At 72.4% G+C, this 14,102-nt stretch carries 10 protein-coding genes; 4 read left to right on the forward strand and 6 right to left on the reverse strand.

What is annotated here, in order from left to right:
- The first annotated feature begins 95 nt into the window (after nucleotides 1-95).
- Complete coding sequence (locus IPJ78_00860) at nucleotides 96-1,274, forward strand: PQQ-dependent sugar dehydrogenase (protein MBK7905094.1); 1,179 nt, start codon at nucleotides 96-98, stop codon at nucleotides 1,272-1,274.
- A gap of 58 nt (nucleotides 1,275-1,332) precedes the next feature.
- Here IPJ78_00860 and IPJ78_00865 read toward each other — a convergent pair whose 3' ends face one another.
- From IPJ78_00865 to IPJ78_00875, 3 genes are read right to left on the reverse strand one after another with little or no spacing between them, the layout of a single operon-like run.
- Nucleotides 1,333-1,806: a DUF4399 domain-containing protein gene (locus tag IPJ78_00865; GenBank protein MBK7905095.1), complete on the reverse strand. Its 474-nt coding sequence runs from the start codon at nucleotides 1,804-1,806 to the stop codon at nucleotides 1,333-1,335.
- Nucleotides 1,807-1,837: 31 nt separating this feature from the next.
- Nucleotides 1,838-2,785: an MBL fold metallo-hydrolase gene (locus IPJ78_00870; protein ID MBK7905096.1), complete on the reverse strand. Its 948-nt coding sequence runs from the start codon at nucleotides 2,783-2,785 to the stop codon at nucleotides 1,838-1,840.
- Nucleotides 2,785-4,194 (reverse strand): M20/M25/M40 family metallo-hydrolase, encoded by a 1,410-nt coding sequence (locus tag IPJ78_00875; protein MBK7905097.1) that lies wholly within the window; start codon nucleotides 4,192-4,194, stop codon nucleotides 2,785-2,787. The genes IPJ78_00870 and IPJ78_00875 overlap by 1 nt, the downstream gene beginning before the upstream one ends.
- A gap of 203 nt (nucleotides 4,195-4,397) precedes the next feature.
- On the opposite strand from IPJ78_00875, the gene IPJ78_00880 reads away from it, so the two are divergent.
- The 3 genes from IPJ78_00880 to IPJ78_00890 are packed head-to-tail and all read left to right on the forward strand — an operon-like array spanning nucleotide 4,398 to nucleotide 10,024.
- The gene (locus tag IPJ78_00880) at nucleotides 4,398-5,357 is read left to right on the forward strand and encodes a D-2-hydroxyacid dehydrogenase (protein ID MBK7905098.1); all 960 of its coding nucleotides are present in this window, start codon (nucleotides 4,398-4,400) and stop codon (nucleotides 5,355-5,357) included.
- A 25-nt stretch (nucleotides 5,358-5,382) separates the two neighbouring features.
- The gene (locus IPJ78_00885; GenBank protein MBK7905099.1) at nucleotides 5,383-7,386 is read left to right on the forward strand and encodes a S9 family peptidase; all 2,004 of its coding nucleotides are present in this window, start codon (nucleotides 5,383-5,385) and stop codon (nucleotides 7,384-7,386) included.
- Between the two features lie 19 nt (nucleotides 7,387-7,405).
- Complete coding sequence (locus IPJ78_00890; GenBank protein MBK7905100.1) at nucleotides 7,406-10,024, forward strand: TonB-dependent receptor plug domain-containing protein; 2,619 nt, start codon at nucleotides 7,406-7,408, stop codon at nucleotides 10,022-10,024.
- Nucleotides 10,025-10,045: 21 nt separating this feature from the next.
- Here the strand turns inward: IPJ78_00890 and IPJ78_00895 are convergent, their stop codons facing one another.
- Genes IPJ78_00895 through IPJ78_00905 form a run of 3 tightly spaced genes read right to left on the reverse strand, consistent with a single transcriptional unit; the run spans nucleotide 10,046 to nucleotide 14,100 of the window.
- On the reverse strand, nucleotides 10,046-11,290 hold the full coding sequence (locus tag IPJ78_00895) for a C4-dicarboxylate ABC transporter (protein MBK7905101.1): 1,245 nt from the start codon (nucleotides 11,288-11,290) through the stop codon (nucleotides 10,046-10,048).
- Complete coding sequence (locus IPJ78_00900; protein ID MBK7905102.1) at nucleotides 11,287-12,765, reverse strand: AMP-binding protein; 1,479 nt, start codon at nucleotides 12,763-12,765, stop codon at nucleotides 11,287-11,289. Before IPJ78_00900 ends, IPJ78_00895 begins: the two co-directional genes overlap by 4 nt.
- Nucleotides 12,766-12,804: 39 nt before the next feature.
- Entirely contained in the window at nucleotides 12,805-14,100 is a 1,296-nt protein-coding gene (locus IPJ78_00905) for a beta-lactamase family protein (protein MBK7905103.1), read from the reverse strand.
- Nucleotides 14,101-14,102 lie beyond the last annotated feature (2 nt).

Genomic DNA, 14,102 nt, shown 5'->3' on the forward strand with positions numbered 1-14,102 from the left:
CGGCGAAGGGATGCCGGGCAATTTGCGCGCGGACCGAGGCCGCGGCCAACTTCCACGCATGCCGGGTGTCCCCGGCCTTCCCCCAGGATCCCCACATGACGCACTCCCTCGCTTGCGGCGCGCGCCGCGCCGCCTCGTTCGCGGCCCTCGCCCTCCTCGCGGCGCCGATGGCCGCACAGGACGTCGAGCGCACCAAGCAGTACGACTTCCGCATCGTCACCGTCGCGGAAGGCCTCGTGAGCCCATGGGGCTTCGCCTTCCTCCCCGGCGGCGACATCCTCGTCACGCAGCGCGGCGGTCAGGTGCGCATCGTGCGCTCCGGGAAGCTCCTCCCCGACACGGTGACCGGCGTGCCCCGCGTGCGCGCGAGCGGGCAGGGCGGCCTGCTCGATATCGTGCTGCATCCGAAGTTCGCGGAGAACAAGCTCGTCTACCTGAGCTACTCGAAGCCGAGCGAGGACGGGACGCAGGGCGCGACGGCAGTGGCGCGCGGGCGGTACGAGAACGGCCGCTTCGTCGACATGACCGACATCTTCGTCGCCAAGAACTGGTCCACCGGCCGCGGCCACTACGGCTCGCGACTCGCGTTCGACCGTGACGGGTTCCTCTTCATCTCCCTCGGCGACCGTCAGGTCCCGCCGACGGGCGACCTCGAGAAGCATCCGGCGCAGGATCTCGCCACGCACCACGGCAAGACGATCCGCCTGAAGGACGACGGCTCGGTGCCGGCGGACAATCCCTTCGTGAACACCGCAGGGGCGCTGCCGGAGATCTGGAGCTACGGGCATCGCAACATGCAGGGCATCGTGGTCCACCCGGAGACGAACCAGCTCTGGACGGTGGAGCATGGGCCGCAGGGCGGTGACGAACTCAACCTCGACGAGGCCGGCAAGAACTACGGCTGGCCGGTGATCGGCTTCGGCGTGAACTACAACAGCGGGCTCGCGATCCACACGGGCACGACGCGCCGGGGGATGGAGCAGCCGGTGAACGTGTGGGTCCCGTCGATCGCGGTGGAGGGACTGCTCGTGTACACGGGCGACAAGTTCCCGCAGTGGCGCGGCAACTTCTTCGTGGGCGGGATGGCGGGCCAGCGCTTGGTGCGCCTCACGATGGACGGCACCAAGGTCGTCGACGTGGAGAACATGCTGCAGCGGCGCGGACGCATCCGGGCGATCCAGCAGGGGCCGGACGGATTCCTCTACATCGCGTTCGAGGACCAGGCGGGCGGGCCGTCGAAGATGGTGCGGCTGGAGCCGGCGCCGCGGCGCTGAGCTCGACGGCTGGAGTGACGCGGGGGGCGGCGCTTCGCGCCGCCCCCCGCGTCGTTCCTCACCGCGGCCGCTGGCGTCGGCTCACGGTCACCGTGATCGGCGCCGAGACGAGCGGCGGGCCGATCACCTTGTGCTCGTGGTCGGCGAGCACGAGCCGGAGCGTGTAGCGCCCGGGCTTGAGCGTGAGCATCGTCTCGATCTGCCCGCCGCCGAAGTGCCGATGCAGCGAGTCCGCCGGGATGACGGTCCCCGGCGCCGACGGCTCCACGTTGATCAGCACATGGAAGTGCCCGGTGTTGGCCAGGTTCACGCCGGCCGGGGCGACCCCGTAGTTCTTGAGCCCGAACGCGAGCTCGAAGGTGGTGTCCACGACGGCGTTGTTCGCCGGCGCGCGGAAGTAGATCTGCGGCGCCGGCATGGTCGAGGCGGCCGCCGGAGCGGGCTTGGCCGGCCGACCGGTCCCGGGGGTCTGGGCCGCGAGGGGCGCGGCGGCAAGGAGCGCCAGCAGTGCGAGGCGGATGGGGGGAGTCATGCCCATTGAACGCCAGTGAGGGGGCGAAAGTTCAACGCGAGGCCGACAGCTCCGTGATCCACGCCCCGATCGCGCGCTCGAAGTAGCGCGGATTGAAGAGGACCCACTCACCGAGCGCCGCCGGGATCTGGTACTCTGCCCCGGCGGCCTGCGCAGTGAGTCCCCGCTCCACCGCGCGCCGCGCCGCCGCCTCGACCGAGTCGAGCAGCGCCAGGTAGCGGTCCATGTCCGCGACCGTCGCCAGCGTGCCATGCCCGGGCACGAAGGTCGTGGCGTCGCTCGCGCGCAACGCGCGGACACTGCGCGTGAGCTTCGACGGGAGCGCATCGACGAAGTTGGGGAACATCCCGTTCCAGACGAGATCCCCGCAGAACAACACCGGCGTGTCGTCCACGCGGGCGCTCACGTCGCTGGGCGTGTGCCCGTCGTGCGGCGCGATCCGCACGCGGCGGCCGCCGAGGTCGAGCGTGGCGCCGGCCGCCGGGTCGACGAGGATCGCGTCCTTGAGGAGATCGGCCGGCGCGCCGGCGTTGCGTGAGGTGGTGAGATCGCGCGTCACGGCGGTCGCGTGTAACCGCACGCTTCCCGGGGCATGCGCCGCGGAGAGGCCACCGGTGTGATCGGCATGGTAGTGCGTCACCGCGACGTGCGTCGGTGCCTGGCCGGTGAGCACGCGCGCCTGCTCGGCCATCCACTTCGCCCCCGCGTCGCTCCCGAAGGCCTCGATCATCAGGACGCCATCGCGCCCCGCGACGAGCCCGCCGTTGCAGAGCGTGGTGCGATCGACGAGCGGCGTGGAGACCATCGCCCACACGCCCTCGGCCACGCGCTCGAGACGTCCCCACGGTTCGAGCGCGGCGACGGGGAATCGTGCGCGGGCGGCCCATCGCGCGCGCATGGGCGCGGGAACGCCCGCCGACATGAGCGCGAGGTGGGCGGCGCACCCGCCGCCGACGCCGAGGAACCCGCGACGATCCATCACGGCGCACCCAACTGGTCGAGTCCCTTCAGCAGGCCGCTGAAGAAGCGCACCGCCACCGCGTAGTCCTCCACTCGCACCCGCTCGTTCACGCCGTGCACGCGCGCCACGTCCCCCTCCCCGAGCGGGATGGCGAGGAACCGGAACACCTTGTCCGAGTGGTCGTTCCAGTACTTCGCGTCGGTGCCGCCCATCACGAGATACGGGAGCACGGGCACGCGCTCGCCGGGCATCATCCCGCGGATCGTCCGTGCGATGAGCTGGTACGCCGGCGACCGGATGTCGGAGACCGGCGATGGGTCGGTGCGCGCGGAGTCGGTCGGGGCGATGGTGATGAGCGTGTCATCGATCACGCGCGTCACGTAGGCGATCACCGACTGCTGCGTCTCGCCGGGACGGATGCGGAAGTTCACCACCGCCGAAGCCTCGGGCGGCAGGACGTTGTCCTTGATGCCGGCGTCGAGCATGGTCGGCGAGATGGTCGTGTGCATGAGGGCCGCGCCGAGCGGGGCCTTGCCGAGCGAGCCGACGACGAGGGGCGCGGTGAGCCAGAGATTGCCGAGCACGACCTTCTGCCCGAATCCCGAGTAGGGCGCCATCGCCTCGAGCATGCCGCGCGTGGGACCGTCGAGCGAGAGCGGGAACGGATTGGCCTCGAGCGCGGCGATCGCGCGGCTCAGCGCACCGACCGCGGTCCGCTCCGTCGGCATGGACGAGTGACCGCCCTGGGCCTTCGCGGTGAGCCGGAGCGAGAGGTACCCCTTCTCCGCGATGCCGACGATCGCCGCGCGGCCCTCGATGCCGGGCATGACGCCGCTCGCCATGAACCCGCCCTCGTCGATGACGAGCGCCGGCTTCACGCCACGCCGCACGAGTTCGGCGACGATGGCGCGCGCGCCGTACCGTCCGCCCACCTCCTCGTCGTGCCCGAAGGTGAGGTACACCGTGCGCGAGGGGACGAAGCCCTGCGCGACGAGTCCCTCCACGGCTTCGAGCGTCGAGAGCACCGTCGTCTTGTCATCGAGCGTCCCGCGTCCCCACACGTAGCCGTCGGCGATGGCACCCGAGAACGGGGCGTGCGTCCACTCGGTGAGGTTGGGCTCCGGGACCGGGACCACATCCATGTGCCCCATGAGGATCACCGGCGCGGCGGTCGTGTCCTTTCCCTTCCAGGTGTAGAGCAGGCTCAGGCCACCGATGCGTTCGCGCGTGAGCGTGGCGTGCGCCTGCGGGAAGGCGCGCGCAAGGAAGTCATGGAAGCCGAGGAAGGCGGCGGTGTCGATGGGCGCGCCGGAGGCGTACGAGACGGTGGCGAACCGCACGGCCTCGGCGAGCCGCTGCGCGGCGACCGCGGTATCGACCGCCACCGCCTCGCTCGCGGGGGCTGGCCCGTCCGGCGCGGAGAGCATCGCGGCGCGCGCGACGAGGACGGCCGCGAGACCGACGACGAGCGAGAGGAGCGCGAGCAGGGCCTTCTTCACGGGTCGTTCCGGGGTGAGGGTGGCGGGAATATCGTCCCTCCGCCCCTGACGGGCGAGCCTCCGGGCGGCATCTTCCCCCGGTCCGCTCGCCCTCCGGCCGATCGCCGGATGCCCTCACCCGCCCGACCCTCGTGACCGCCCTCCCGCTTCCCTTCCGTCCGCGTCGGCTCGTCGTCGGATCGAGCACGCACGCCGAGCTCATCGCCTGGCTGCGCGCCCGGCGGCCCGACCTCGAGTTCCGCGGCGCCCTGCACACCGCGATCACCCCTGACGACCTCGCGTGGGCCGATGCGTACATCGGCTTCCGGCGTCCGCCGTCGGCGGCGACGATGGGCGCGGTGCGCTGGGTCCACTGCACCGGCGCGGGCGTCGACTCCTGGCTCGACGCGCCCGGGCTCGATGCCGGGATCCTGCTCACGCGCACGCCGGAGTCGTTCGGGCCGCCGATCGCCGAGTGGGCGGTCGCGCGCGTCTTCGCGATCCAGCAGCAGCTGCTCGACGTGGCCGCGGCGCAGCGCGAGGCGCGCTGGGCACCGCGCGACGTGGCGCGCGTCGCGGGGACGCGCGCGTTGATCGTGGGCACGGGGGACATCGGGCGTGCGATCGCGCGGAGCTTCGACGCGCTGGGGATCACCGTCACCGGCGTCTCGCGGAGCGGGGCGATGGTCGATGCCCCGTTCGCGGCGGTGCATCGCGTGGACGCGCTGGCCGACCTCGTCGTCGACGCGGACTGGATCGTGCTCGTCGTGCCGGCCACGCGCGAGACGCGCGGGCTCGTCTCGCGCGCCGTCCTCTCACGGTGTCGCGGTGCGGTGTTGCTCAACGCCGGTCGCGGAGCCGTGGTGGATGAGGCCGCGCTCCCGGAGGCGCTCGCGCTGGGATGGCTGCGCGCGGCGGCGCTCGACGTCTTCGAGCGCGAGCCGTTGCCGGCGGAGTCGCCGCTCTGGGCCGACCCGCGCGTGCTCGCCTCGCCGCACATCTCGGGACTCACCACGATCGATGGCGCGGGGAGCGGATTCCTCGAGTGCCTCGAGTCCCTCGAGGCCGGGCGGATCCCGAAGTGGCAGGTCGATCGACTCGCAGGGTATTGACCACTACACGTCACCGGTACCGCGCATGCGCCTCGTCCTCCGCTCCGCCGCCTTCGTGCTCGCCACCGCCTCGACGCTGGCGGCGCAGTCCCCGTCCTTCGAGGACGTGCTCAGCCTCCGCCAGGCGGGGTCGCCGGCGATGTCGCCGGACGGCCGGCACGTCGCCTTCACGGTGCGCACCACCGAGTGGAGCGAGAACCGGTACGACACGGAAATCTGGCTCGCGCGCGAAGGCGGCACGCCGATCCAGCTCACGCGCACGGCCAAGGGCGGATCCTCGTCGCCGCGCTGGTCGCCCGACGGCCAGTGGATCGCCTTCCTGACCGACCGCGGCGACAAGCAGCAGGTCTTCGTGATGGCGCTGTCCGGTGGCGAGGCCTTCCAGGTGACGGCGTCCAAGGAAGGCGTGAGCGACTTCCGCTGGGCGCCCGACGGACGCGCCATCGCCTTCACCGCCACCGAGGCCGAGAGCGACGCGATGAAGCAGCGGCGCGAGCGCTTCGGCGAGTACGCGGTGGAGGACGGGGAGTATGCGCTGACGCATCTCTGGATCGCGCCGGTGGTGCCGGAGGAGTGGGCAGCGGGCAAGCGCCCCGATGCCGCGCGGCTGACCGGTGGCGACACCTTCACCGTGGGGAACTTCTCCTGGTCGCCGGACGCGTCGAGGATCGCCTTCGACCACGCGGACGACCCGCTCATCAACTCCTGGCGGACGCGGGACATCTCGATCATCACGGTCGCGACCCGTGAGCTGCGTCCGCTGGTCCGCACGCGCGGCAGCGACGACTCGCCGGTCTGGTCCCCGGACGGACGGGCGATCGTGTTCGCCTCCGCCGGTGGGGACACGACGGCCAACTACTACAAGAACGGTCTCGTCCTGCGCATCCCCGCCGAGGGCGGCGCGACGACGCGGCTGGCCGCGGACTTCGACGAGCAGGTGAGCGGAGTCGCCTGGACCCCGCGCGGCATCTTCTTCAACGGCCGCACGCGCACGGCATCGCGGCTCTTCCGCATCGACCCCGAACGCGGCACCACCACGGTCGCGGTCGACACGCCGATGAACATCTCGTCCGCCTCCTTCTCGGCCGACGGATCGCGCTTCGCCTTCCTCACGCAGGACGCGACGCATCTCCCCGAGGTCCACACCGGCGCGCTCGACGGCTTCCGGCCTGCCCCGGTGACGACGATGTCCGCGCAGATCGCCGCCTGGCCGATCGGGACCGCGGAGGTGGTCCGCTGGCGGAGTACGGACGGCGCCGAGATCGAGGGCGTGCTGCACAAGCCGCGCGACTTCGATCCGGCGCGGAAGTACCCCCTGCTCGTCGTCATCCACGGTGGCCCGACGGGGATCGACGTCCCGCAACCGCTGCCGGGGAGCGTCTATCCCATCGCGCAGTGGGTGGCGCAGGGCGCGCTCGTGCTGCGTCCCAACTATCGCGGGTCCGCGGGGTACGGCGAGGCATTCCGCGCGCTCAACGTACGCAACCTAGGCGTCGGCGACATGTGGGACGTGATGAGCGGCGTCGACCATCTCGCCCGCCAGGGGATCGTCGACACGACGCGCATGGGCGCGATGGGCTGGAGCCAGGGCGGCTACATCTCGGCCTTCCTCACCACCAACACGACGCGCTTCAAGGCGATCTCCGTCGGCGCCGGCATCTCCAACTGGGTGACCTACTACGTCGCCACCGACATCCATCCGTTCACGCGGCAGTACCTCAAGAACGACCCGTGGCGCGACGCGGCGATCTACGCCCGGACCTCGCCCATGACGAACATCGTCCGCGCGCGCACGCCGACGCTGATCCAGCACGGCGAGTTCGACCGCCGCGTGCCGATCCAGAACGCGTACGAGCTCTACCAGGGACTGCAGGATGTCGGCGTCCCCACACGGCTCGTGGTCTACAAGGGATTCGGGCACGGGATCACGAAGCCCAAGGAGACGCTCGCCGCCCTGCGACACAACTGGGCGTGGTTCGGTCGATACGTCTTCGGCGACTCGGTGACGCCACTGCTCGGGGAACGCTGATGCGGTCCGGGGACCGCACGTGAGCCCAGGCGCCCGTCGCGCGACCGCATGCCTGCTCGCATGCCTGGTCCTGCTGGCCGTGTCACTCACCGTGCCGCTGCGCACGGCCGCGGCGCAAGCTCGCCAAGACCGCACGCCATCCCGCGCCGTCGGCGGCACCGTCCTCGACTCGGCGACGATCGCGGCGAGCCCGGCGCGCACGCTGGCCGACCTGCTCTCCGGCCGCGTCCCGGGATTGAACGTCACGTACACCACGGGGGCACCCGGCTTCGCGCCGGAGATCACGGCGCGCGGGTCGGCCTCGCGATACGGGCCGGGACGCCCGCTGCTCTACGTGGATGGCGTGCTGATGCGCGAGGATCCGCATCAACTCGGACTGGGCGAGGCGCTCGACCGGCAGGTGCCCGCGCCGGCGTGGAGCTTGCCGACGTCGGAGATCGCCGAGGTGGAGGTCGTCCTCGGTCCGGCGGCCGGGACGCTCCTCGCGTTCGGTGCCCCGCGCGGCGCGGTGATGGTCCGCACGCGGCGCGGCGGCGGCGCGTGGCGTTCGACGGGATCCGTCGAGGCGGTCGCACAGTCCGCTCCTGCACCGTTCTCCAGCCGCCTGCTGAATCGCGGCCTCGTCATCGGCGGCGGCACCACGGACTTCTGCCCGCTCACCGACCAGGCGACCGGCTACTGCGTGCAGACGAGCAGCTACACGGCGCGACCGTTCGGCGGCGAGACGCCGTTCCGTTCGGCGGCCGCGATGCGCGCCGACGTCTCCGCCACCGGGGACACGCCACTCGGCGCGCTGCGGGTCGGTGCGGCCTTCGACCAGGCGCCCGCGGTGCTCGCCCGCGATGCGGTGGAGCGCCTCGATCTCTCGCTCGCGGCACGTTCGCGCGCATGGCGTGGCCTCTCGGCGACCCTCGATGCGCGCGTGTCACGTCACGCCGGCGCGTACGTGCGGCGCGGCGAAGGGGGCGTGGGCGAGCTCGGCACCAATCTCATCCAGCCCACGGACACCACCTTCGGCGCGGCGTTTCGGACCGTCGACTCGACCATCGCGCGCGCCACGCCCTATCGCAGCGAGCGCGAGAGCGCGTCGCTCGATGTGCGATGGGCGCCGCGTGACGGACTCCTCGTCTATGCGCAGGGCACCGCCACGCGCGCCGCGCGGCAGAACGACCTCACCGTCGCGCTCTACAGCGCGTTCGCGCCGTTCGCGTACGGCGGGACCGAGCGGACGTTCAACGCGTACCTCGAGACGCTTGGGTCGGGCACCGCCGGGGTGCGCTACACGCGCGCGCTCTGGCGCTCGCTGCGCGCGAGCGCCGAGATCGGCGGGCACCGGACCAACGTCGACCAGCACGAGGAGCGCCTGCGGACGCGGGAGAGCACCGTCGGCACCTCCACGCTCGAGGACCGCGCCGCCTCGCCGGACATCCGCGGCAGTTCCTTCTTCACCGCCGCGCGGCTGGAACTCGGACCGGCCCGCTGGATCAGCGGCGGATTCCGCAAGGAGACCACGACGCTGTTCGGCCGCGCCTATGGTGACGACCCGTTCAACACGCTGCAAGCCGCGTGGACCATCTCGCAGGAACGCTTCTTCCCGAAGGTCCCCGGTGTCGATCGGGTGCACCTGCGGGCCGCGTACGGGGAGTCGGGAGACCACGAGGCGGTGCTCGCGGTCGGGACCGCCTTCGCGTTCACCCCGGGCGTGTCCGAGGGGCCGGCGCGACGGCTGCAGCGTACGCTCGAACGCGAAGCGGGGGCTGATCTCGACCTGTTCGACGGCCGCGTGCAGTTGCGCGGGACCGCCTTCGCGCGCGCGCTCCGCGACGGCTATCTGCCGAGCGGCGCCCCGCCGGGGAGCGGCGGGGCGGCGCTGGTGTTCGCCTCATGGGTCACGCACGGGCATGAGTGGTCGCTCGTGCGCCCGGCGCGCGGGACCGGTCCCTTCCGTTGGAGCGGGGCGGTCCACTGGTCGAGCGCGCGCACGCGCATCACGCCGCTGAACGCGCCGACGCTCCAGTCCACGCTGCAGGGCGGATCGGTCGTGCGCTTCGCGCCGGGTGAGTGGTTCGGGGCGATGCAGGCCGCGCGCCACTACTTCTCCGATGCCAACGACGACGGCATCATCGACGCGAGCGAGATCACCATCGGCGCGCCGACCTTCGTCGGCGTCACGCAGCCAACGGACCTCGTCGGGGCCACGTTCACCGCCTCATGGCGTGAGTGGCTGCGCGCGGGCGTCACGCTCGACGGGAAGTTCGGCCACGTCCGCGCAAACGGCACGGCGCGCTACGCCTGCCAGGCGCTCGTCTGTGACGGCCTCTACGCGGGGACGCTGGCCGAGCAGGCGCTCGCCGTGGCGAGTGGCTATTCGGGGACCTTCACCGGACCGGTGCACGCCGCGGACTTCGTGCGCGCGCGCGAGCTCTGGGTGCGCGTCGCGATCGCGTCGCGGTTCGTCCCTCGCGCCCTCGGCGGCGCCGCGCTCACGCTCGCCGTGCGCAACGTGGGGAGCTGGTCGCGCTACCCGTCGGGCGATCCCGAGGTCGGCAGCTTCGCCTTCCCCACCGTCCAGCGCGGCGACTACTTCACGCCGGCGCTGCCGCGCCTCGTCTCGCTGCGCCTCGACCTCGTGCCCTGACTCGCGGGACCGCGCCGCGGCTCACCCGGCGAAGAGGCCGATGAAGAGCTGACAGAAGAGCGCGCCGAGGATGGTCATCGAGAGCCCCCAGAGCAGCAGGCTGCGGAAGAGGCGGGCCGGCTCCTGTCCGGTCGGCAGTGCGGCGATGCAGAGCGCCCCGAGCGTGGAGAGCGGCGAGACGTCGACGAGCGCGGCGCCGACGTTGATGCTCAGGGCGATCTCGAGCGGGTCCCCGCCGCCCAGCCGCTGCACCAGCCCCGGGACCGACGGCAGGAAGGTCGGATAGACCACGCCCGACGTCGAACTGTACGTGGAGATGGTCCCGGTGATGAACGCGATCACGCCGTTCACGCTCGCCGGCGACGCGACGCGGGCGAGCAGGTCGGTGAAGAGCGCCATCCCGCCGGTCCCTTCGAGCACGCCGATGAGCACGCTCACGCCGCACACCATCACGAGCACGCTCCACGGCACCGCCTTCACCATCGCGGCATCGTCGGCGGTGCGGGCGAGCACGAGCACCGCCGCCGCGGCGAACGCGGCGAGCCCGAGATTCACCTTGAGCACGACCACGGCGAGGATCCAGAGCGCCCCGACGCCCAGCGTGAAGCGATGCGCACGCGCGAACGGCGTCGGCGTCTCGCGCGCGAGAGTCGCGCCCGCGCGGAGCAGGGCCGGCCCGCCGAAGAGCGCCCACGCCAGCCCGCCCGCGAGCGCGTGCGCGACGAAGTTCGCCGCCCAGACCCGCCACTCGTGTCCGGCGAGCCCCGCCTTCTCCATCGCCGAGGCGACGATCACGCCGACGGCGCTGAAGGGCGAGAGATTCCCGGCGTTCGCGCCGTTGCCGATCATGAGCGCCGTGAGCAGCACCGGCACGCCGGCGCGGACGCCGGCCGCCATCGCGAGCGGGGCGAGCAGGGCGAGCGTCGCGATCGCGCCGGGCCCGAGCGTGCTGATCGCGCACGCGAGCACGAAGAACAGCGCCGGCAGCAGGCCCGCGCGACCGGCCGCGAGCGCGAGCGAGCGCTGCGTGAGCGCGGCCATCGTCCCGTTCACCTGCGCCACGCCGAAGAGGAGCGTCACCCCCAGCAGCGTGAGGAAGAGCGACGACGGGAACGCCGCCATCAGCTGGTCCGGCTTCCATCCCGCCGCGTAGACCGCGATGGGCCAGGCGAGCGCGACGGCGAGCACCCCCACGTTGAGTCGCGTCCCGAAGCTCGCGACGACGACCACGAGGATCGCGACGAGCGAGAGTTCGGCGGGGCTCACGTGGCCTTTGACGCGAGCAGGTGCTTCTGGACCTTCCCCAGCGCGGTCCGCGGCAGCGCATCGAGCCGCACCCAGCGCCGCGGCACCTTGAAGGACGCGAGCTCGGCGCGCACACGCTGCTCGAGCGCGTCGAGGTCGAGCCCGGCATCACCCACGACGTACGCGACCGGCACCTCGCCGCGCACCGGATCGGCCTCGCCGGTGACCGCGGCCTCACGCACTCCGGGGAGCGTGGTGAGCAACTCCTCGATCTCGCGCGGATAGATGTTGAACCCGCCCGAGATGATCAGGTCGCTGCGCCGTCCCTGCAGCGTGATGTAGCCGTCGGCCGCGCGCACACCGATGTCGCCGGTGCGGAACCAGCCGTCCTTGAACGCGGCCGCCGTCGCCTCGGGCCACTCCCAGTAGCCGCGACAGACGTTCGGCCCGCGCACCCAGAGCTCGCCGACCGCGTCGGCACCCGCGACGTGCCCCTCGTGGTCGCGGATCTCCACGTCGGTCATCGGCAACGGCAACCCGACGGTCCCAGCGCGGCGCTCCCCGACGAGCGGATTGCTCACGTTCATCAGCGTCTCGGTCATCCCGTAGCGTTCGAGGATGACATGACCGAAGCGTTCGCGGAACTGTTCGAGCACCTGCGCCGGGAGCGGCGCCGAACCCGAGACGAAGAGCCGCATCCCGGCGCCGATCGCGCGCGCGCGCGCCGCCTCCGCCTCCAGCAGCCGCACGTACATCGTCGGCACGCCGAAGAACAGCGTGGGGCGGTACGCCTCGAACCAGCCGAGCGCCTCCTCGCGGTCGAACCGCTCGACGAGCTTCATGTGGCAGCCGCTCACGAGCCAGCATTGCACCCCGTTGCCGAGCCCATGCACGTGGAAGAGCGGCAGCGCGGCGAGATAGCGGTCGTGGCGCGTGATGTCCCACGCCGCGCAGAGCGCGAGCGCGTTCGCGCCGAAGTTGCCGTGCGTGAGCACCGCCCCCTTCGCCACGCCGGTCGTGCCGGAGGTGTAGATGATCGCCGCCGGTGTCGCCGCGTCGGCGCGCGGCGCGTGCGGCCGCCCGTCAGGCGCTGCGTCCGCCTCGGCCGCGAGCGCGTCCACGTCCCAGAGCGCGGTCCCCGCCGGAAGGTCGGCCGCCCGGTCCGGCGTCGTCACGACGGCGAGCGGCTTGGCGTCGCCCACGATGTGTGCGATCTCGCGACCCTTGTACAGCACGTTGATCGGCACGACGATCGCGCCGAGCTTGAGGCAGGCGATCCAGAGGTCGATCACCTCCACGCGGTTGGCCAGGCAGAACGCCAGCCGATCGCCCGCGCCGAGGCCGCGCGCCCGGAGCGCCGCGGCAAGGCGGTCACTCCGCCGGTCGATCTCGCCGAAGGTGAAGTGCCGTGTGGCGCCGTCCGCGCCGGCGCACTCGAGCGCGGGCGCGTCCGCGCGGCCGCGCAGCGAGAGGTCGTAGAGGTCGAGGAGGGACATGCGAAGGGGAAGGTACGACCTCCCGACCCCGCTCGTCCATCAGCGGCGCGCGGGAAACCGCGCGGGCGTGCGCGCCGTCAGCCGCGCGAACTCGGCCGCGATCGCGTCGAACACGCGCTCGTCCTCGATCACCGCCCCGCCCACCGGCGCCGGCTGCGCCGACCACACCACGATGACCACGCGCGCCGCCGGGTTCACGTAGAGGAACTGCCCGTGGATGCCCTGGGCGCTGAACGCGCGGTCGCCGCGTCCCGCCGGCGTGGTCGCGGGCCACCACATGTAGCCGTACTCCAGCGGCGTGCCGTCACGCAGGAACTTCGCCGACGTCGCCTCGGCCACCCAGCCCGGCGGCAGCACGGTGTCGGTGCCGATGATGCCCTCGTCGAGGATGAACTGCCCGAAGCGCCCGTAGTCGCGCAGGGTCGCACTGATCCCGCTCCCCCCGATCTCCACGCCATCCGGCGAGTCGAGCCACCAGCGCGCCTCGGCCTCAGTGCCCAACGGTTGCCAGATCCGCTCCGACAGATACTCGGCGAGCGGGCGCTTCAGCGCGCCACGCAGGACCTCGGCCAGTACCTGCGTCTCGCCCGTGCTGTAGGTGTTCACCGTGCCCGGTGGCGCCGCGCGCGGCAGGGCGCGCATCACCGCGAGCGCTCCCCCCGGGAGCTGCGCGATCTGCGCCTCGAGGAGGCGACGGCGATCGCTCGTGGGGTCCGTGTAGCGCTCCGTCCACCGCACGCCGGAACTCATCATGAGGACGTCGCGGATGCTCACCCCCTCGTACGCGCTCCCGGCGAGCGACGGCACGTAGCGCGTGACCGAGTCGTCGATCGACCGGATGAGGCCATCGCGGAGCGCCGCGCCGACGAGCGTCGCGCTCACCGACTTGGCGATCGACATGCTCATCCAGCGCGTGCGGGGCCCATTGCCGTAGCGGTAGCGCTCCACCGCGATCCGCCCGTCGGCGAGGATCAGGAGGCCGGCGACGCGGTTCCGCTCCATGTAGGTGGAGAGGTCGTAGGTCGAGTCGCCGATGCTGAACCGGAAGGCGGGCAAGGTGCGCGCCGAGGGCGGCAGCGCGCGCGGCCGCCGCGGCGCGGCGATCACGCGCGTGGGGAAGAGCCGGTGGATGTTGCGGAAGGTGTGCACCGCGAGCGAGTCGCTGAGCGTGCCGTCGTAGGACTCGCGCACCGTGCCGATCGCCTCGCGTTCGTGCGGGTAGCGGTCGGGGGGCGGCGCGATCGTGTCGCAGGCGGCGAGCGCGGCGACCAGTGCGCCGGCGAGCGCCAGCAGGGAGCGTGCCCCCGGTCGCCCCGCCCTCCCCGCGGACTGCACGC

It is taken from the genome of Gemmatimonadota bacterium (genome assembly GCA_016714015.1).
GTDB lineage: Bacteria > Gemmatimonadota > Gemmatimonadetes > Gemmatimonadales > Gemmatimonadaceae > Pseudogemmatithrix.